At 60.7% G+C, this 18,657-nt stretch carries 20 protein-coding genes; 8 read left to right on the top strand and 12 right to left on the bottom strand.

The genetic code is table 11. From position 1 onward, the window contains the following. Positions 1 to 65 precede the first annotated feature (65 nt). The 3 genes from galR to ACSBQV_RS20945 all read left to right on the top strand — a co-directional run bounded on the left by galR (position 66) and on the right by ACSBQV_RS20945 (position 1,896). Positions 66 to 1,085, top strand: a complete 1,020-nt coding sequence (gene galR, locus ACSBQV_RS20955; protein WP_033652132.1) for an HTH-type transcriptional regulator GalR — start codon at positions 66 to 68, stop codon at positions 1,083 to 1,085. Positions 1,086 to 1,243: 158 nt separating this feature from the next. Further along, positions 1,244 to 1,588, top strand: coding sequence for a type II toxin-antitoxin system RelE/ParE family toxin (locus ACSBQV_RS20950; protein WP_033652133.1), 345 nt, complete (start codon positions 1,244 to 1,246; stop codon positions 1,586 to 1,588). A 5-nt stretch (positions 1,589 to 1,593) separates the two neighbouring features. Then, positions 1,594 to 1,896 (top strand): helix-turn-helix domain-containing protein, encoded by a 303-nt coding sequence (locus ACSBQV_RS20945; protein WP_025304078.1) that lies wholly within the window; start codon positions 1,594 to 1,596, stop codon positions 1,894 to 1,896. Between the two features lie 27 nt (positions 1,897 to 1,923). Here the strand turns inward: ACSBQV_RS20945 and lysA are convergent, their stop codons facing one another. Next, entirely contained in the window at positions 1,924 to 3,186 is a 1,263-nt protein-coding gene (gene lysA, locus ACSBQV_RS20940; RefSeq protein WP_033644838.1) for a diaminopimelate decarboxylase, read from the bottom strand. A 133-nt stretch (positions 3,187 to 3,319) separates the two neighbouring features. Between lysA and ACSBQV_RS20935 the strand changes: the two genes are divergently transcribed. Continuing rightward, a complete protein-coding gene (locus tag ACSBQV_RS20935; protein ID WP_099783479.1) occupies positions 3,320 to 4,243 on the top strand; it encodes a LysR family transcriptional regulator in 924 nt (307 codons plus the stop codon). A 27-nt stretch (positions 4,244 to 4,270) separates the two neighbouring features. Here ACSBQV_RS20935 and ACSBQV_RS20930 read toward each other — a convergent pair whose 3' ends face one another. Further along, positions 4,271 to 5,179 (bottom strand): LysR family transcriptional regulator, encoded by a 909-nt coding sequence (locus ACSBQV_RS20930; protein ID WP_033644836.1) that lies wholly within the window; start codon positions 5,177 to 5,179, stop codon positions 4,271 to 4,273. Positions 5,180 to 5,287: 108 nt separating this feature from the next. Here ACSBQV_RS20930 and ACSBQV_RS20925 point away from each other — a divergent pair, with 108 nt between their 5' ends. Further along, the gene (locus ACSBQV_RS20925; RefSeq protein WP_047026616.1) at positions 5,288 to 6,172 is read left to right on the top strand and encodes an MBL fold metallo-hydrolase; all 885 of its coding nucleotides are present in this window, start codon (positions 5,288 to 5,290) and stop codon (positions 6,170 to 6,172) included. 68 nt (positions 6,173 to 6,240) lie between these two features. Beyond that, entirely contained in the window at positions 6,241 to 6,888 is a 648-nt protein-coding gene (locus tag ACSBQV_RS20920; protein WP_099783477.1) for a DsbA family protein, read from the top strand. A 28-nt stretch (positions 6,889 to 6,916) separates the two neighbouring features. On the opposite strand, the gene ACSBQV_RS20915 is transcribed toward ACSBQV_RS20920, so the two are convergent. Beyond that, on the bottom strand, positions 6,917 to 7,624 hold the full coding sequence (locus ACSBQV_RS20915) for a tetratricopeptide repeat protein (protein ID WP_099783475.1): 708 nt from the start codon (positions 7,622 to 7,624) through the stop codon (positions 6,917 to 6,919). 205 nt (positions 7,625 to 7,829) lie between these two features. Here ACSBQV_RS20915 and ACSBQV_RS20910 point away from each other — a divergent pair, with 205 nt between their 5' ends. Then, on the top strand, positions 7,830 to 9,557 hold the full coding sequence (locus ACSBQV_RS20910; protein ID WP_099783473.1) for an ABC transporter ATP-binding protein/permease: 1,728 nt from the start codon (positions 7,830 to 7,832) through the stop codon (positions 9,555 to 9,557). A gap of 36 nt (positions 9,558 to 9,593) precedes the next feature. On the opposite strand, the gene agaF is transcribed toward ACSBQV_RS20910, so the two are convergent. The 6 genes from agaF to agaR are packed head-to-tail and all read right to left on the bottom strand — an operon-like array spanning position 9,594 to position 14,274. Next, on the bottom strand, positions 9,594 to 10,028 hold the full coding sequence (gene agaF, locus ACSBQV_RS20905; RefSeq protein ID WP_033644830.1) for a PTS galactosamine/N-acetylgalactosamine transporter subunit IIA: 435 nt from the start codon (positions 10,026 to 10,028) through the stop codon (positions 9,594 to 9,596). A 10-nt stretch (positions 10,029 to 10,038) separates the two neighbouring features. Further along, positions 10,039 to 10,932 carry a PTS system mannose/fructose/sorbose family transporter subunit IID gene (locus ACSBQV_RS20900; protein WP_099783470.1) on the bottom strand — a complete coding sequence of 298 codons (894 nt, stop codon included), beginning with the start codon at positions 10,930 to 10,932 and terminating at the stop codon, positions 10,039 to 10,041. Continuing rightward, positions 10,922 to 11,701 (bottom strand): PTS N-acetylgalactosamine transporter subunit IIC, encoded by a 780-nt coding sequence (agaW, locus tag ACSBQV_RS20895; RefSeq protein WP_033644826.1) that lies wholly within the window; start codon positions 11,699 to 11,701, stop codon positions 10,922 to 10,924. Before agaW ends, ACSBQV_RS20900 begins: the two co-directional genes overlap by 11 nt. Positions 11,702 to 11,715: 14 nt before the next feature. Further along, positions 11,716 to 12,192, bottom strand: a complete 477-nt coding sequence (gene agaV / locus ACSBQV_RS20890) for a PTS N-acetylgalactosamine transporter subunit IIB (protein WP_004931808.1) — start codon at positions 12,190 to 12,192, stop codon at positions 11,716 to 11,718. A gap of 1 nt (position 12,193) precedes the next feature. Continuing rightward, positions 12,194 to 13,477 (bottom strand): D-tagatose-bisphosphate aldolase, class II, non-catalytic subunit, encoded by a 1,284-nt coding sequence (locus tag ACSBQV_RS20885; protein ID WP_099783468.1) that lies wholly within the window; start codon positions 13,475 to 13,477, stop codon positions 12,194 to 12,196. A 23-nt stretch (positions 13,478 to 13,500) separates the two neighbouring features. Beyond that, positions 13,501 to 14,274, bottom strand: a complete 774-nt coding sequence (gene agaR / locus ACSBQV_RS20880) for a transcriptional repressor AgaR (protein WP_033644822.1) — start codon at positions 14,272 to 14,274, stop codon at positions 13,501 to 13,503. A 503-nt stretch (positions 14,275 to 14,777) separates the two neighbouring features. On the opposite strand from agaR, the gene ACSBQV_RS20875 reads away from it, so the two are divergent. Then, positions 14,778 to 16,001 (top strand): CynX/NimT family MFS transporter, encoded by a 1,224-nt coding sequence (locus tag ACSBQV_RS20875; protein WP_099783466.1) that lies wholly within the window; start codon positions 14,778 to 14,780, stop codon positions 15,999 to 16,001. Here ACSBQV_RS20875 and ACSBQV_RS20870 read toward each other — a convergent pair. From ACSBQV_RS20870 to ACSBQV_RS20860, 3 genes are all read right to left on the bottom strand, one after another. Then, the gene (locus ACSBQV_RS20870) at positions 15,998 to 16,159 is read right to left on the bottom strand and encodes a hypothetical protein (RefSeq protein WP_162997249.1); all 162 of its coding nucleotides are present in this window, start codon (positions 16,157 to 16,159) and stop codon (positions 15,998 to 16,000) included. The two genes, ACSBQV_RS20875 and ACSBQV_RS20870, sit on opposite strands and share 4 nt — an antisense overlap. A gap of 23 nt (positions 16,160 to 16,182) precedes the next feature. Continuing rightward, positions 16,183 to 16,296: a YmiA family putative membrane protein gene (locus tag ACSBQV_RS20865; RefSeq protein ID WP_071845171.1), complete on the bottom strand. Its 114-nt coding sequence runs from the start codon at positions 16,294 to 16,296 to the stop codon at positions 16,183 to 16,185. A 389-nt stretch (positions 16,297 to 16,685) separates the two neighbouring features. Then, complete coding sequence (locus ACSBQV_RS20860) at positions 16,686 to 18,338, bottom strand: multidrug ABC transporter permease/ATP-binding protein (protein WP_099783464.1); 1,653 nt, start codon at positions 18,336 to 18,338, stop codon at positions 16,686 to 16,688. Positions 18,339 to 18,657: the final 319 nt, after the last annotated feature.

Genomic DNA, 18,657 nt, shown 5'->3' with positions numbered 1-18,657 from the left:
GCAGCCCCGGTTTTTTTCCGCAAAACTGGGGGATGTAAGCGATTACCCAGGATGTGTTGACTGATATGGCTACGATAAAGGATGTTGCCAGGCTGGCGGGTGTTTCCGTGGCCACGGTATCCCGCGTGATAAACAATTCCCCCAAGGCCAGCGAAGGGTCGCGCACCGCGGTGCAGGCCGCCATGGAACAGCTGCAGTATCACCCTAACGCCAACGCACGAGCGCTGGCGCAGCAATCCACCGAGACGCTGGGGCTGATCGTCTCCGACGTTTCCGATCCCTTCTTCGGCGCGATGGTCAAGGCGGTCGAGCAGGTGGCCTACGCCACCCACAATTTTCTGCTGATTGGCAACGGTTACCACGACGCCGAAAAAGAGCGTCAGGCGATTGAACAGCTGGTGCGGCACCGCTGCGAAGCGCTGGTGGTGCACGCCAAAAGGCTAAGCGATCAGGAACTTTGCGGCTGGATGCAACAGATCCCGGGCATGGTGCTCATCAATCGCACGCTGCCGGGGTTTGAAACGCGCTGCGTGGCGCTCGACGATCGCTACGGCGCCTGGCTGGCGACCCGACATCTGATCCAGCAAGGGCACCAGCGCATCGCTATCATCTGCTCCACCCACCAGATTTCCGACGCCACCGATCGTCTGCAAGGCTATCTCGACGCGCTGCAGGAACACGGCATTGCGGTGGATGAAAAGCTGATCGCCTACGGCGAACCGGACGAGATCGGCGGCGAACAGGCGATGACCGAATTGCTCGGCCGCGGCCGTTCGTTCTCCGCCATTACCTGCTACAACGATCCGATGGCCGCCGGCGCGCTGTCGGTGCTGAGCGATAACAGCGTCGACGTACCGGGAGAAATTTCGCTGATCGGTTTCGACGACGTGTTGATTTCGCGCTACCTGCGCCCACGCCTGACCACCATTCGCTACCCTATCGTGGCGATGGCGACCCAGGCGGCGGAGCTGGCGCTGGCGCTGGCCAACCGGCAACCGCTGCCGGAAATCACCAACATGTTCAGCCCAACGCTGGTGCGCCGCCACTCGGTCGCCACCCTCAACAACGCGCACGAACAGCCGTAATCATGCCGCCGCATGGGTGAGCCGTCACCCATGCGCTCAGATTGCGCAGCCCGCCGCATTTCTCGCTTTTGGATTTTTTCCGCTCCCTGCGTTCGTGCAGATTGTTGGCACAATAACCTTTACACTATATAGCATAAACACTATATTCGAAGCGCGTCATGTGGCAAGTGGTGACCGTCGAACGATTCGACGACTGGTTTTTGGCGCTGAACAACGCCCAGCAAACAAGCATCCTGGCGGCGATCTTCAAATTACAGACGTTCGGCCCGCAGTTGGCGCGGCCGCACGCCGATACGCTGCATTTTTCCGACGCGGCCCGGCAGTTGAAGGAGTTGCGCGTTCAACATCGCGGGCGCCCTTTCAGGGTGTTTTTCGCCTTTGACCCACAGCGGCAAGCAGTATTACTGTGCGGTGGCGATAAAACCGGCGACAAACGCTTTTACCAGCGCATGTTGCCCATCGCTGCCATGGAATTTTCACATTATCTGGCAACCCGGAGGTAGTGCAGATGGCCAAACCGTTATCCCAACTGATCGACAAGCTCGATCCCGCCGTCGTTGCCGCAGCCAGGCAAAAAGCGGACAAGGAAATTTTCGAACTGCGGCTGGCGATGCTGAGGGAAGAGCTGGCGGTCTCTCAGGTTGAATTGGCGAAGCGGCTCGGTATCAGCCAACCCTCCGTCGCCAATTTGGAAAAGCGCGGCAGTGAAATAAAGCTGTCGTCGCTCAAACGCTATATCGAGGCGATGGGCGGCACGCTGTCGCTGGATGTGCAATTGCCCAATGGCCAGCACCGTCGCATGACGCTGTGAAACGGGCGCAAGGCGCCCGCCCGCTTATCAGATAAGTTCCAGCGCGATCAGTTCTTCGATGGTTTGGCGGCGGCGGATCAAACGCGGCTCGCCGTTTTCGAACAGCACTTCAGGCAACAGCGGACGGCTGTTGTAGTTGGAGGACATCGATGCGCCGTAGGCGCCGGTATCGTGAAACACCAGATAATCGCCGATCTGCACCGGCGGCAGCTCGCGGGTTTCCACGCCGCCGCCCGCCTGCTGGGTGAAGACGTCGCCGGATTCGCACAGCGGCCCGGCGATCACCGTGTCGCGCAGCGGTTGTTCCGAGGTGTCGCGCCCATCGGCCGGCAACAGCGAAATATGGTGATAGCTGCCGTACATCGCCGGGCGCATCAGATCGTTAAAACCGGCATCCACCAGCACAAAGTGGCGGCTCCCCATGTCTTTTACCGCCCGCACCTCGGCCACCAATACGCCCGCCTCCGCCATCAGGAAACGTCCGGGTTCAATCTCCAACTGCACCGGGTGCCCCAGATGCGCGGCGATGCGCTCACGCGCCCGGTTCCACAAACCGAAATAGTGTTCGGTATCGATCGCCTCTTCGCCGTACTGATACGGGATAGACAGGCCGCCGCCGGCGGAAATGGCGCTGATGTCATGACCGAGATCGATCACCTGCTGCACCATCGCATCGCAGACGCGCTCCAGATGCTGGTAATCGACGCCGGAGCCGATATGCATATGCACGCCGATCAGCTTCAGGCCGTAGCGGCGGATCTTCTCCACCGCCTGCGGCAGGTCGGCATACCAGATGCCGTGCTTGCTGTTCTCGCCGCCGGTGTTGGTTTTCTGGCTGTGGCCATGGCCAAACCCCGGATTAATGCGCAGCCACACCGGATGCCCCGCGGAAGCCTGGCCGAGCTGATCCAGCATATCGATGGAACCGGCGTTGACCGGGATCTTCAATGCGCTGACGCGCGCCAGCGTCGCGTGATCCAATACGTCCGCGGTAAACACGATATCGCTCGGCTCGCCGCCCGGCTGAAAACCGGCCTGCAGCGCCCGCTCGATTTCGCCGAGCGACACCGAATCCACCTTCACGCCCTGCTCGCGCATCAGGCGCAAAATATGAATGTTCGAACAGGCTTTCTGCGCGAAACGGATAGTGTCGAAGTGGCGCAGCTGAGCGATGCGCTGGCTGATGATGTCGGCATCATAAGCCCAGACCGGGCAACCGAAGCGCTGCGGCAAGGCCAGCAGGTTAGCGGCGTTCAACGCGGTGGAGGTGTCGTGCAACGGGCGTGGCATGGCAATATTCCCAATTCGAAAGTAACGGCAGATAAGGCCATAGTGCCGCACGCTGAATCGGGTGAAAAATATCTATTTAGCCGTAGTCTATTCATTTATGATATAGCTTTCTCTACAGTCGAGCAGCCTCGTCATGCACAGCATCTCTTTGCGGCAGATAGAAATCTTTCGGGCGGTGATGACCACCGGCAACCTGACCGAGGCGGCGGCCCTGCTGCAAACCTCGCAACCCACCGTCAGCCGTGAGCTGGCGCGCTTTGAGAAGCTGATTCGGCTGCAGCTGTTCGATCGGGTTCGCGGGCGCTTGTCCCCCACGGTGCAGGGCCTACGGCTGTTCGAAGAGGTGCAACGCTCCTATTATGGCCTCGATCGCATCGTCAACGCCGCCGCCGGCATTCGCCAGTTTCAGCAGGCGCAGCTGTCGATCGTGTGCCTGCCAGTATTTTCCCAATCGCTGCTGCCGGCGGTGTGCCGGCCCTTTATCGAACGTTACCCGGAAGTCAGCTTCAGCGTGATCCCGCAAGAATCGCCGCTGCTGGAAGAGTGGCTGTCGGCCCAGCGCCACGATCTGGGGCTGACGGAAACCACCCTGACGCCAGCGGGCACCGATCGGGTAACGCTGATGACGTTGAATGAGGTCTGCGTGCTGCCGGCGGGCCATCCTTTGCTGGCGAAAGGCCAACTGACGCCGCAGGATTTCGCCGGGCAAAACTTTATCAGCCTGTCGAGCACCGACAGCTATCGCCACTTGCTCGATGCGCTGTTCGCCGAGCAGGGCGTCGAGCGCCGCATGGTGATGGAAACGCACAGCGCGGCGTCGGTGTGCGCCATGGTAAGAGCCGGCGTGGGGGTCTCGATCGTCAACCCGCTGACGGCGCTCGACTATGCCGGCAGCGGCGTGCACGTGCGGCCATTCAGCATCGACGTGCCGTTCACCGTCAGCCTGATACGGCCGCTGCACCGCCCTTCATCGGCGCTGGTGGCGGCCTTTATCGACCATCTGCATCAACAGGCGGCACTGTTCTCCGCCCGCCTGGCCGCCGCCGTCAAACGATGAAAACGGCGTGGGAATGTTGCTGCAGCCTTAGCGCAGCGTCGCCTGCCACTGCGGATCGCTGGCGAACCATTCCACCAGAAAGTCCAGCATGGTGCGCAAGGTGGCGGGCATTTGTCGGCGTGAGGTGTAGATGCCGTAGATGCCCATCGATTGCGGCCGGTAACCCGGCAGCAGCTCCACCAGTTCGCCGCTGGCCAACAGCGGCGCCGCCGAATAGTAGGGCTGCAGGGAAATACCCGCCCCCTGCACCGTACCGGCCATCAGCACCACCGATTCGTTGGCGCTCAGGTTGCCGCTGACCGCCACCGCCGATTTCACCCCCTGAGCGTCGAAATGCCACAGGCTTTTGCCGAAATAGGAATAAGTCAGGCAGTTGTGCAACGCCAGATCCTGCGGCTGACGCGGCGTGCCGTGCGCCGCCAGATAAGCGGGCGCAGCGCACACCACCGACGCGCAGGTGGACAGCGGCCGGGCGATCAGGTTGGGATCCAGCTCATTGGTGATGCGCAGCGCCAGATCGATGCGCTCTTCCACCAGGTTCACCGCCCGGTTGTTCATCTGCAGATCGACCGCCACCTGCGGATGACGCTTCAGATACTGGGCGACAGCCCCCACCAGCGCCGTTTGCCCGAGCGATTGCGAACAGGTGATGCGCAGCAGGCCACGCAGTTCGTCGCTCTGCCCTTCCTCCACCAGATCGATTTCCCCCGCCAGCGCCAACATTTGTCGGCAGCGCTCCAAAGTACGCTCACCGGCGTCGGTCAGACTAAGCTTACGGGTAGTGCGGTGCAGTAAACGCGCCCCGGCCCATTGCTCCATCTGGGCCAGGTAGCGAGTGACCATCGCGCGCGACATCTCCAGCGTTTCCGCAGCGGCGATCATGCTGCCGCGATCGACGATGGTGACAAAAACCTCAGCGGCGGTAATGCGATCCATGATTAGTCCGATTTATGCAACGAATAATTGCTTATTATCCGGTTTTTCTATCGCTTTATGCAACCTAACATCATTACAACATTAACCGATACCTAAGGACCTCTGCCCATGTTTAAGAAATCACTGTTAACTCTGGCCTTCACCGGCGTCGCCACGCTGAGCACCTACGCCACCGCTGCCGATACCCTGACCATGGAAGTGTATAACCCGGGCGAGAAAAGCGTGTTCCCGGTGTCTTCCGAAATCGTCAGCGGCAAACACGAAGTGGCGCTGATCGACGCACAGTTCCAGCGCAACGATGCCGAAGAGCTGGTGAAAAAGATCAAGGCGACCGGCAAGAAACTGACCACCGTCTACATCAGCCACTCAGATCCGGATTTCTATTTCGGTCTGGACGTGATTAAGGCCGCTTTCCCGGAGGCGAAAATCATCGCTTCGCCTGGCACCATCAAAGACATTAACGCCACCAAAGACGGCAAAATCGCCTACTGGGGCCCAATCCTGAAAGACAACGCGCCGAAAACCGTGATCGTGCCGCAGCCGCTGCAGGGCGACAGCTTCACCATCGACGGTCAAAAAGTGGAAGTGAAAGGCCTGAACGGCCCGACCCCCGATCGCACCTTCGTGTGGATCCCGGCGCTGAAAGCGGTCGTGGGCGGCGTGGCGGTCGCCGGTGACAATATCCATCCGTGGATCGCCGATAACCAGAGCGTAGAATCGCGCCAGCACTGGCAGCAGACGCTGAAAAACATCGAAGCGCTGAAGCCGCAGGTCGTCGTGCCGGGCCACTTCCTGCCGGGTGCCGCACAGACGCTGGCATCGGTGCACTTTACCCAAAAATACCTGACAACGCTGGAAGCTGAACTGCCGAAAGCCAAGGATTCCGCCGCGCTGATTGAAGCGATGAAAAAGCACTACCCGACGCTGAAAGACGAATCGAGCCTTGAACTGAGCGCGAAAGTGCTGAAAGGCGAGATGAAGTGGCCGCAATAAGCGCCCGTGCGTGATTGAACCAGCCCTGGCGCCGCGGCGGCTTGCCGCGCGCCAAGCGAGGAGTAAAAATGACCGAAACCACTCTGCATTACATTTTCGATCCGCTGTGCGGTTGGTGCTACGGCGCCGCGCCGCTGGTGAAAGCGGCTCAGAGCCTCCCCGGGCTGAAGGTCGTGCCGCACGCCGGCGGCATGATGACCGGCAACAACCGCCGTCAGATCACCGACGAATGGCGCAACTACGTCATTCCGCACGACAAGCGCATCGCCGAGATGACGGGCCAGCCTTTCGGCGAAGCCTATTTCAACGGCCTGCTGCGCGACACCACGGCGGTGATGGATTCCGAGCCGCCGATCACGGCTATCCTGGCGGCGGAAAAACTGGCGGGATGCGGGCTGGACATGCTGCACCGCATTCAGCAGGCGCACTATCAGGAAGGGCGGCGCATCGCCGACACGCCGGTGCTGGAAGCGTTGGCGAAAGAGCTGGGGTTGCCTTCGGCGGCGTTTATCGCCGAAATGCGCTTCAACAGCGGCGCGCCGACCGCGCAACACATCGCGGAAAGCCGGGCGCTGCTGGCCAAAGTGCAGGGCCAGGGCTTCCCGACCTTTGCGCTGCAGGATAGCGAGGGCCAGCTGCATCTGCTGCCGGCCGGCAACTATCTGGGCAATGTGGAAGCCTGGAAGAATCTGTTGGGCGCCGCCGCGCTGGCGTAACCCTTCTCGCCCCGGCCACCGGGGCGGGTCATTCGACCCGCACGAACCGCCCTTCCGCCCGCACATTGTGGCCGAATCCGCAATCCCCCCGCGTATGCATCTCCAGCGCTTGCTCGCCAAACGCCATCGTCACGTCGCAGACCTGCGCGCTTTCCGAGTCATGTTGATGGTAGACGGCCTTGCCGTGCTCAATGGGCAGCTCGGCGGTGAAGTCGCCCATGTTCGGGCCGTAATACAGCCCCATCTGCGGCATGGCGTAGCCGGAAAAATCGATCAGCCAGCGCTCGCCCTGCGGCTTCAACACCACTTCGCTCCACACCCCGCGCCCGGCGTATTGCCAGTACACGCCGCCCGGCCCCTGCGGCTGCGGCCGCTGCGCCAGGCGTTGGCGCAACAGACTCATGTTGTGCTGCGATTTGTCAGCGTGCGGCGCCAGCGCCAGATAGGCCTGCGCCTTGAGCAATTCGCCGGCGTGCATCAGCGACAGCGCCACGTTGTTGTAAGCCGTGGCGACAGCCTGCTCGCTCAGACCGCAAAACTCGCTCCAGGCCGCCTGATCGCGAAAAATGTCGGCGGCTTTGGCGTAATCCTGGCGCTGATAGGCCTTTTTTCCCAGTTCGGCGTAGCTCGCCACCTTTTGGCAGTCGGCGGCGATGTCCGGCTCGTCAATGTGCGCCCAGGCCCGGGCGCAGGCGAAGACGCCGCAGGTCAGCAACAGGGGAAACCAAGCCTTCATCGTTTATCCTTTCTGCAAAAATTCGGCGCCAGTATAACCGCCCGGCGCCGGAGTGTATGCCGCAATTGCGCTCACCTGCGCGCCGCCGGCGATTCAGCCGCCTTATTTCAAACGGTTAGCGGAGTCAAAACTGCTTACAGTCGCGGTTTGTTTGTTACCGGCCCGCAGCCCATGCTGAACAAAATACCGCAATTATCGAGCCGTTATGAACGCAACCCCCTTGCAGAAACACGCCATTTGGCAGTTGATCAAACCCTTTTGGGTGTCGGAGGAACGATGGCGCGCCTGGATGATGCTGATCGCCATCGTCGTCCTGTCGCTCGGCCTGGTCTATATCAGCGTGCAGATCAACCAGTGGAACCAGGTGTTCTACGACGCGCTGCAGAACAAAAACTACCCGGTATTCAAGGCGCAGCTGTGGCGCTTTACCTATCTGGCGCTGATCTTCATCGTGCTGGCGGTCTACAAGATCTACCTGACTCAGGGGCTGCAGATGCGCTGGCGGCGCTGGATGACGGAAAGGTTCATGGGAAAATGGCTGGCGCACCAGGCGTATTACCACACCGAGCAGCAGCAGATCGTCGATAACCCCGATCAGCGTATCGCTGAAGATCTCAACGTGCTGACTCAATATACCCTGTCGCTGTCGCTCGGGCTGCTCTCCAGCCTGGTGACGCTGTTTTCCTTTATCGACATTTTATGGCACGTCAGCGGGCCGATGACCTTCGCGCTCGGGCAACACGCCATCACCTTGCCCGGCTATATGGTGTGGTTCGCGCTGCTGTATGCGGTGTTGGGATCGCTGCTGATCTGGTGGGTCGGCAAACCGCTGGTCATGCTGGGCTTTAACCAGGAGCGGTATGAGGCGAACTTCCGTTTCGGCCTGATCCGCATCCGCGAAAACAACGACGCCATTGCGCTATACCACGGCGAACCGCGCGAGGCGCAGCAGTTGGGTGACCGTTTCGACACCATTCGCAGCAACTGGTGGGCGATCATGCGCATCACCCGGCGGCTCAACATCGCCACCAACTTCTACGGCCAGTTCGCCATCGTGTTTCCCCTGCTGGTGGCGGCGCCGCGCTACTTCTCCGGCGCCATCCAGATGGGCGGCCTGATGCAGATCGCCTCGGCCTTCGGCCAGGTGCAGGGCGCGCTGTCGTGGTTTATCGACGCGTTTAACGATTTGGCGACCTGGAAAGCCTGCGTTAACCGTCTGGCCGGCTTCAACGCCGCCGTCGATCAGGTTCACCATCAGCCGCGCGGCATTCAACTGCGGGAGGAGACCGCCCATCCGTTAACGCTGGACAACCTCAGCCTGCACTTGCCCGACGGCCAGCCGCTGCTGACCGGCGCCGAGATGACGCTGCAACGCGGCGATCGCCTGCTGATCGTCGGGCCTTCCGGCTGCGGCAAGTCGACGCTGCTGCGCGCCATCGCCGGTATCTGGCCTTACGGCGCGGGCGCCATCGGGGTAGAGGGCAACGCCAACATGCTGTTCCTGCCGCAGCGCAGCTACATTCCGATAGGCACGCTGCGCGAAGCGCTGAGCTACCCGAGCCTGGCGTCGGAATACAGCGACGCGCAGCTGATGCGGGTGCTGGAAAACTGCCGCCTGAAGCACCTGCAGCGCAGGCTGGACACCTCCGCCAACTGGAGCCATCGCCTGTCGCCGGGCGAGCAACAGCGGCTGGCCTTCGCCCGCGCCCTGTTGATTCGCCCGAGCATCCTGTTCCTCGACGAGGCCACCAGCGCGCTGGACGACGAAACCGAGCAACTGATGTACTGCCTGCTGGTGGATGAACTGCCGGACGTGACGCTGGTCAGCGTGGCGCACCGCAACAGCGTGGCGAAATACCACCAGACCTGCTGGCGCTTCAGTCGCGGCGAAGACCAACCGGCGCGTCTGGCGCTGAGCCCGTTGCCGGCCTAACTCACGGAACCGGGCGCGCCCGCGCCCGGTTTTCGTTCAGATGCCGTCGGCCTGCGCGTCTTCGCACTTCACTCGGCGGCGTTCATGCCACAGGCTGGTCAGGCCGCGTTTACCGCACGCCAGCGCCACCTCGCGAAATTCATCCAGGCTCAGTCCGTCACGTTCCAGCATCATTTCCGCCGCCAGCTGCATGTTGACGCCGGTCAGCACTTCGCAATCGCCCCGCGCATCCGCCAGTTCACAGGCGCTACGAAACGGCGAACCGCCGAGCATGTCGGTCAGGAACACCACGCCGTCCGGCTGCGCCACCGCGACCAGCGCCGAGCGTAAGGCGTCCCTGAGCTGCGCGGTGCTCATCTGTTCGGGGAAATCGACCGCCGCGCAATGCCGCTGCGGCCCCACCACCTGTTCCACCGCCTGCAACAGCCCGGAGGCAAAGCCGCCGTGGCCGGTAATCACAATGCCTGGCATATCTCGCTCCTCACAAAATGCCGATAAATTTGCCCACCACGCCGATCGCTACCGTGACGCCAATCAGCTTCACCGGCGAGAATCCGCGCTTCATCAGGAAGAAAATGAGCAGCGTGAAGCACAGCGGCAGCAAGTTGGGCATCAACTTGTCCAGCACGTCGGTCTGCAGCGCCACGCTGGCCTTGCCGGCATGCATCACCAGCGGCGTGGACAGGTGCACGTACGAGGCCACCAGCGCGCCGATCACCGTCATGCCGACAATGGAAGCGGCGTGAGAAATGCGCCGGGTATGGGTCTTCAGCAGCGCCAGCGCGCTGGTGCCGGCCTGATAGCCGTAGTGCGCCAGCCCAAAACGCAGGCCGAAGTGGAACAGGTTGAACAGCAGCAGGAAGACGATCGGCCCGAACAGGCTGCCCTCCAATGCCAGCGAAGCGCCTATGCCGGCGCAGATCGGCAACAGCGTCAGCCAAAACAGCGCGTCGCCGATACCGCCGAGCGGCCCCATCAGCGCCACTTTCACCGCGCGAATGGTGGAGATCTTTTCCTTGTTCTGCTCCATCGCCAGCACCAGGCCGGACAGGAAGGTGACGTCGAACGGGTGCACGTTGATAAATTCCATGTGCATCTTCATCGAGTTGGCCAGATCCTGCGGATTGCGGTGGATCTTGCGCAGCGCGGGGATCAGCTGATACAGCCAGCCGCCCGCCTGCATGCGCTCGTAGTTGAACGACGCCTGCAGCAGCAGCGAACGCCAGGCCATGCGGTTGATGTCGCCGCGCGTCAGCGCTTCGGCGGGCCGGCTGTCCAGATAGTCGTCCTGCTCCACCTGGCTGGTGGCCAGCGCCTGCGCCATACGCTGCTCGGCCTTTTGCGCCAGCAGATCGTCGGAATCGTTAAATGCCATCTTCGGCGTCCTCCTGCGGAGCGGGCCGGGCCGTCGCCTCTGCCGCGCCGCGTTGCGTGTTGAAGAAATCAATCAAAGCGATCGCCAGGGCGCCCAGCGCCACCGCCAGGATCGGCAGTTTGAGAAACGTGACCGAGATGAAACCGAGGATAAAATAGGCCACGTAGGTTTTTTTCATCATCACCTTCATCAGCAGCGAGAAACCGATCGCCGGCATCATGCCGCCCGCCACCGCCAGCCCGTCCAGCAGCCAGCCCGGCGCTTTCTGCACCATGGCGCTGGCCGCATCGGCGCCGAAGTAAATCGGCAGGAACGCCACCACGAAATAGAAGATGAACAGAATGCCGATGCCGAGATAGTTCACCCGTTCAATGCCGCGCCAGTTCAGCGCTTTCACCATGCGATCGCAGCGGTGCATCATCGGCGAGAACAACGTAAACAGCAGCGTGATGCAACCCTGCACCGCGATCGAGAACGGCACCGCCACGCCAATCGCCACTTTAGGATCGGCTTTGGTCAGAATGGCGAATGCGGTGCCGATCACCCCGCCGATCACCACGTTAGGCGGTTGGGCTCCCGCCAACGGCACCATCCCCATCCACACCAGCTCCAGCGTGCCGCCCACCAGCAACCCGGTATAGACATCGCCCAAAATCAGCCCCACCAGCGGCCCCATCACTACCGGCCGGTGGAAGTGGGTCAGACCGTCGAACAGGTCAACCCCCGCCAGCCCGGCCAACAGCGCAATCAATAACGCATCCGTCAACATGCTTTCCCCCTGGCTCAAAAGAGCAGTTTGCCGATCGCCTCACCCGCTTCATCCGGCACCCGGCGCACTTCGCACTCCACGCCCAGTTCCGCCAGCGCGCGGAACGCGGCCACGTCGCCGTCGTCCAGCGACACCGTTTTGTGCACCTGCCGCTTCCCCTCGGCGAAGTGCATATTGCCGACGTTGACGAAACGGATCGGCACCCCGCCGCGCACCAGCGTCAACACGTCCTGCGGCGTTTTGCACACCAGAAAGATCTTCTGCCGATCCGCCGCCTTGTGGATCACGTCAATGGTTTTCTGCAGCGTGAAATAACGGGTCTGCACCCCTTCCGCCACCACCATGTCCATCAGGTTCTGCTGCACCGGATCGGCGGCGGCCTCGTCGTTGGCCACCACCACCAGGTTGGCGCCGAGGGTATTGGTCCAGGTCACGCCCACCTGGCCGTGCACCAGGCGATTGTCGATGCGGGTCATTAAAATGTTCGGCATGCTAGCGGCCCTCCGGGTAACAGGCGGCGTGGTAATCGTCGAGTACCTGCGTCACTTTATGCAGCACCCACTCCTGCGGATCGGTGCTCAACTCGCCGGCATTCAGCGCCCGCGCCTGATCCGGCAGGTACTGGCTGAGCAGCGCCAACGGCGCCGGGTTGCGGCGCAGGTTGTCCAGCAAGCCGTCGACCGCCTGCTGCACCTGCGGCTGCGGCCAGTAGTAACGCACCCGATCGCTCAGGCTGTAGTGGCGATCGAGATACTGTTGGTGCGGCGTGCCGTGGTAATAGCGGCTCCACTGCTGCGGCTGCTCGCGCATCACCTGCTCCAGCGTGGCGCGCAGCTGCGACGACTGGCGTTCCCCCTGCCATTCACGCTCGATGCGATCGAGGGCGAACAGCGCTTCTCGCAGCGCAAAGGTCAGCGCCGGCCCCACCTTCAGGATGGCGAAGTGATCGCGCACCAACTGGCGATAGGCCTGCGGCGGTTGGTAATCCGTAGAGTGCGCTTCATAGATCATGCCCGGCTGCCGTTCGATGAAATGGCTCAATGCGTCGGCGCGCTGCGGCTGATAACGTTCGACGCTGTGGTGATCGAACTCGACGCCCGGCTGCACCACCAGCGCAATGGTTCGCTGCCAGGCATCGTTCAGCTCGGCTTTTTGCCAGGCGATACGGTGCATTTCCAGCGTTTGCGCCACCGCCTGCGGCGTGGTGACCTGCAGGCCCGCCAACGCCTCCTGCGCGCCGCCCGGCACCGGCACCTCGGTGCCGATCACATAGACCGGCGCTTCGCCGCCGCTCTGCGCCCAGGCGCGTTCCGCCACCGCGCACAGGTGCGCCGCACGCTCGGCAACCGCCGCATCCCCCAGGGGCGAGGGATCGCCGGCGCACGACATGGAACAATCGAGATGAATTTTGCGAAATCCGGCGCGAACGTAATCGTCGATCAACGTTTCCGCCAGCGCCATCGCTTCCTGAGCCGGGCGATCCTGCCAGGCGTTCGGCCCCAGATGGTCGCCGCCCAGCCACACGCGCTCGCGCGCCAGGCCAACCTCATCCGCCAGACGCCAAAGCGCATCGCGGAACTGGGCCGCCGTTTGGCCGGTATAGCCGCCGAACTGATTGACCTGGTTGGAGGTCGCTTCCACCAACACCGGCGTGCCGCGGCTTTTAGCCTGCCGCAGCGCGGCCTTCAGAACCCAGGGATGGGCGGAACAGACGGAAAAAATCCCGACCGGCATACCGGCCTTGTGCTGCTCGACAAGCTGTAACAACTGCTGCATGAAGCCCCCATGCAGGCGCCGTGCTACCGATCGGCGATGATGACCTCCACGCCCAGCTCGGTTAACGCCCGCTCGTAATCGTCCGGAAGACGGCTGTCGGTGATCAGCCGATGGATTTGTCCGGCTTCGCGAATCATGCAAAAGCTCTTGCGACCGAATTTGCTGGCATCCGCCACCGCGATAATCTCGCGCGCCACCTCGCACATCACGCGATTGAGGTGCGCTTCACCGGGGTGAGGCGTGGTGATGCCGGCGCTCAGATCGAACCCGTCGACGCCCAAAAACAGCTTGTCGAAGCGGTACTGACGCAATTGCTGCTCGGCAGCCGGACCGTAGAGCGAGTAAGAGTTGCGGCGCACGCTGCCCCCCAGCACCATGACTTCCACCCCGTCGTTTCCCGAAAGCTCATAGGCAATGTTCAGCGCGTTGGTCATCACCACCAGATCGCGCCGCCCCTTCAGGAACGGCACAATCTGCGCGGTGGTTGAACCGGAATCGAGGATCAGCGCCTCGCCGTCGCGCACATAGCCGGCCGCCGCGTTGGCGATCAGCGTTTTGACATCGCGATTCAACCGCCCTTTGTCCCGCAGCGGCCGATCGAAAGCGAATTGCTGATTGAGCATTGCGCCGCCGTAAGCGCGCAGCGCACACCCTTTTCGTTCCAGAAAGCGCAGATCGTTGCGGATCGTCACCGTGGATACTGCAAACTGTTTGCTGAGCTGTTCCACACGCACGCTGCCGTGCTCGCATAACAGATCGATGATGTGTTCACGTCGCTTTGCGGTATTCACTGGCATGAGCTGCGGTCCTCAGGTTTCCGGCATCGCCGGGGAGAAGATGGCTTTCGCTCTACTGCGCTGGCATTACAGCAAAGCGAAAGCAATGAAATTGTGATCGGGCTTACAGCCCCGTTTTAGCAAAAAAACCGCCAAAAAACCTTTCGAATCGAAACGAATCGAAAAGCCAAAAAATGGAATGGGAGAAAAATGAAATGCCATGACGAGCATGAGCGCCGGAGAGCAGCCGCACCGGCGGCGGCAGAAGTGAAAGCGCTGCAGACCCCGCCCTGCGCCATGACTTTTAGTTCGCTAAGTGACCAGGATCACATAATGGTAATTATCCTGCGGCCGGCGGGGGTCAGCCCTCTCCATCCCGCCGGGCCATCCCCTTGTCAGCACGAGCCATCTTCCCTACACTTGCAATCAGATATCGGCTCCTTGTCGGTACGTAAGCGTTAACGTCAATCAACGCATCACGCCATGCAGCGCTGATTGTCTGCATGCCCTGGTGCGAGGAACTCATGCCGCAACCCGCTTCATCTTCATCATCATCCATCGCGACCCCGCGTCGCCGTTTGCATCGCCCTGCTCTGCTGATCGTTGGCATCATGCTGATCGCGGCTAACCTGCGTGCCGCCCTCACCAGCGTCGGCCCGCTGCTGGAACAGATTCAGCAACAGCTGGCGTTGTCCGCCACCGCCGCCGGCCTGATCAACTCGCTGCCGCTGATCCTGTTCGCCATCCTCTCGCCACTCACCCCGGCGCTGGCGAAACGCATCGGAATCGAACGCACCCTGGGCTTTGCCCTCGCACTGCTGGTTTGCGGCATCGCGCTGCGTTCCCTGCCGCAAGACGCCATGCTGTGGCTGGGAAGCGTTCTGATCGGTGCCGCCATCGCCTTCGCCAATGTGGTGCTGCCAACGCTGGTGAAAAGAGATTTTCCTCATCGCGCCGCCGCGATGATAGCGGCCTATGCGGCGGTGATGTCACTGGTCGCCGCCATCGCCTCCGGTCTGGCGGTACCGCTGGCTTCCCTGGCCGATCTCGGCTGGCGCTTCTCCTTGCTGTGCTGGGGATTACCTGCGCTGTTGGCGCTGTTGATCTGGTTGCCGCAGCTGCGGCGCACAGCCACACCCGCAGCCAAAGAGCCACAATCGGCAGAGCCGCAACGCTATCGCTCTCCCTGGGGCAGCGCGCTGGGCTGGCAAGTGGCGATGTTCATGGGGCTGCAATCGATCGCCTTCTACACCATTATCGGCTGGTTCAGCGCCTTTGCCGTCAGCCACGGCGCCTCAGCCCAGCAGGCGGGCTTCGAGCTGTTCGTTTATCAGGTGGTGGCGATCGTCGCCAACTTTGTCATGGTGGTGATTTTGCCGCGGGCGCGCGATCAGCGGGCGATAGCGCTGGGCAGTTCTCTGCTGATCTTTATCGGCGTCGGGGGATTATTGGTGCAACCCGCCAGTTCACTGGTGTGGCTGACGTTTGCCGGGTTGGGAGCGGGGAGTTCGCTGGTGCTGGCGCTGTCGTTCTTTGGATTGCGCAGTCAGCATCATCATCAGGCGACGCTGCTGTCGGGCATGGCGCAATCCGTCGGTTATCTGTTGGCCGCGCTGGGACCCACCTTATTCGGCCTGTTGCACGATCTGACGGAAGGCTGGCGCTGGCCGTTGATCGCTCTGCTATGCCTGACCGTCTTGCAAATGCTGTTCGGCGCGCTGGCCGGCCGCAGCCGCGTGATCGGCTAACGTCGCTGAACGATGGGCCGCGCCGCTTCGGGAGCGGTATCCTGCCATAAATCTTCAATAAAGGCGCGCTGCTCATCGCTCAGCCCCCATGAAGGCGGAATTTTTGACTGCGCGCGACGCTGAACGCCCTCACGGTTTTTAGCCTGCTTCTTGTTCACGAATCGTCTTCCTGCTTAACCTGCTAACTCAGTAACCAGTAAATCACGGCAGCGGTTAGCAGCCAGAACAGCCCGCTACCGATAAACACACACAGCCATGCTTTACGTTTGATATTTGATCCATCCTTGCTCACCACAGCGCCCCTAACCAATAGATTAAACCACTCAAAATAAAATTATTGATCTATTTTAACGATCAATAAAGTCGTTTTTTCCTATGGAAATTTAAAAAAATGCTGCTACCCATAGGTCTGCATTGCCGAATCAGCCACAACGGCACCGTGGATATCACTGTTATCGGCAGGCGAGAACGTGTTTTGATAGGCGAACGAATGCGCAGTGTGCCACACCTTTAAAGGTCAAAATTAAACCACCGGTAAATAATTCAAACATCAATTATTTGACTGGTCGTAAGCCAAATCGGCAGCAGACAGCATTGGAGGAGCGAGAGAAAATGAAGCGACGCACTGAAATAATGCTCGGGAGAAGCGCCGGCCCGTTTTGGTCTGGCACGGGCCGGCGTAAGTTAACCGATTCTGCTGACGGAATCCCGGCTGGCGTGTTCACGCTCGCTGCCGGTCAACTCGCGTAAATGGCCTGAGCGCATCTCCAGCAACCGATCGGCGTGTTCGAAATAGTGATCGTCATGGCTGATGGCGAACACCGTTTTGCCTAACGCGCGCAGCGCCGGCAACAGTTCGCGATAGAAAATGCGCCGGAACTGCGGATCCTGATCAGCGGCCCATTCATCCAACAGCAAAATATCGCGTTGTTCCGCCACCGCCTGCAACAGGGCCAGACGTTTGCGCTGCCCCTGCGACAGTTGCGGGTTGGTCACTCTGGCGCCGTCGAACTGCAATTTGCTTTTCATATTCAACCGTTCAAGCCAATGCGCGACCAGCGCCGTATCAGGTTCGCCGCCTTCCGGTCCTTGTAAACGATCAAACTGATGAAAATCGGTGAAAATCGCTGAAAACAGCCGGCGATAGTCCGGCATATCCGCCGCGGTCTGTACGACACCATCCAGAACGATGTGCCCGCTTACCGGCCGATACAATCCGGTCAACAGCATCGCCAGCGTTGACTTGCCGCTGCCGTTGCCGCCGATAAGAAACACCAGCTCACCGCGCCGCAGCGTCAGATTGAGCGGCCCGACGGTAAAACCGGGCTGTTGTTCCGCATCTGCATAGTGAAAAACCACGTCGCGCAGCTCCAGCGTCTGCCAGGAACGGCCAACGGCGGCTGGAAACCCCGACTGATACTCGGCCAAACGCAGCGCTTTCAGCTTGTTGAAGGCCACTTCGGCGCCGACCAGCGTCGGAAACGCCCCCACGGCCTGCAGTAAGGGCGTGCGCAAGAACAGCAGCGTCAGCGAGTAGGTCGCGGCCACCGTCGAGTCCGCCCATCCCAAACTGTTGGCCATAAAGAACACCAGCCCGATCGCCCCTAACATCATGATGTTTGACCAATTGAGCGCACTCAAATGGAAGGTATCGGCGCGAATGATATGGTAACGATAGGCTTGCGCGTCGGGCTGATAGGCCTGCTCGTATAACGCCTGCGCCCGTTTGCGGTTCAACGTCAGTTCCTTACGGCCGTCAATCACCGATTCATAACGATGATAGAGACGCTCTTCTGACTCGCGCAAACTGGCCATATGGCGATAAACCCGTGACACCAGGCAGCCGCTACCCACCACGGTCACCGCCACCCAAACCGCCGTGACCGCCAGCATTTTCGGCGATAACCACCCCAGATAGGCCGCTGCCCCCAAGGTCAAAATCACCCCTTGCACCAATTCGGGCAAGCGCACGAAGGCGATGGTGATATTGCGGATGTCACTGGACAGACTGGCCAGCAATGAGGCGCTGCCTAACTGTTCGAGGCGCTCGATCTCGGTATCCAGAATGCGCTTCACCAGTTGCCCACGCAGCCGATAGACGAAGTAATGGCCCAATGTGGTCAGCGCCAGCTGTGAACCCAACGTGACCGCTATCAACAATGCCAGCAGGACGAGAAACATCGGCAACACGGCCAATGGGTTGCCGCTGACGTCCATCAGATATTGATTGATAAAAGCAATGATACCGATGCCTAAACCGGCGCTGGCCATGGTCAATGCCATAACCGCCAGAAATGGCCAACGATACTGGCGATAAACCACCCGTAGCAGTTCCATGAACAAACCTCTGAAGTCGCGATCTGGCAGGCATTGTAAGCGGCGCGAGAATGAGATCAAGACGAATTCTCATCACAGCTTATCAAGCACGGACGTGAGATGAGCGGTATCCCTGTAGCCGCCTGGCGGCGGCCACTGCTCCACATGACTCATACAGGACGCTAAATATTCGCTAATTAAATAGCCTGCTCGGATGAATAAAATAAACATATATGAATGAAAAGTCATTCACTTGAAAAATAAAGAAAATGTAAAATATAAATATACCCCATGCATTCACAAATGAAATTACTTATTTCCTTTGCCGCCCATCAGGCTC

The sequence above is a fragment of the Serratia sp. B501 genome (assembly GCF_051172315.1).
GTDB lineage: Bacteria > Pseudomonadota > Gammaproteobacteria > Enterobacterales > Enterobacteriaceae > Serratia > Serratia ureilytica.
The sequence above is the reverse complement of the archived record's forward strand: the minus strand, read 5'-3'. Positions and strand labels throughout refer to the sequence as shown.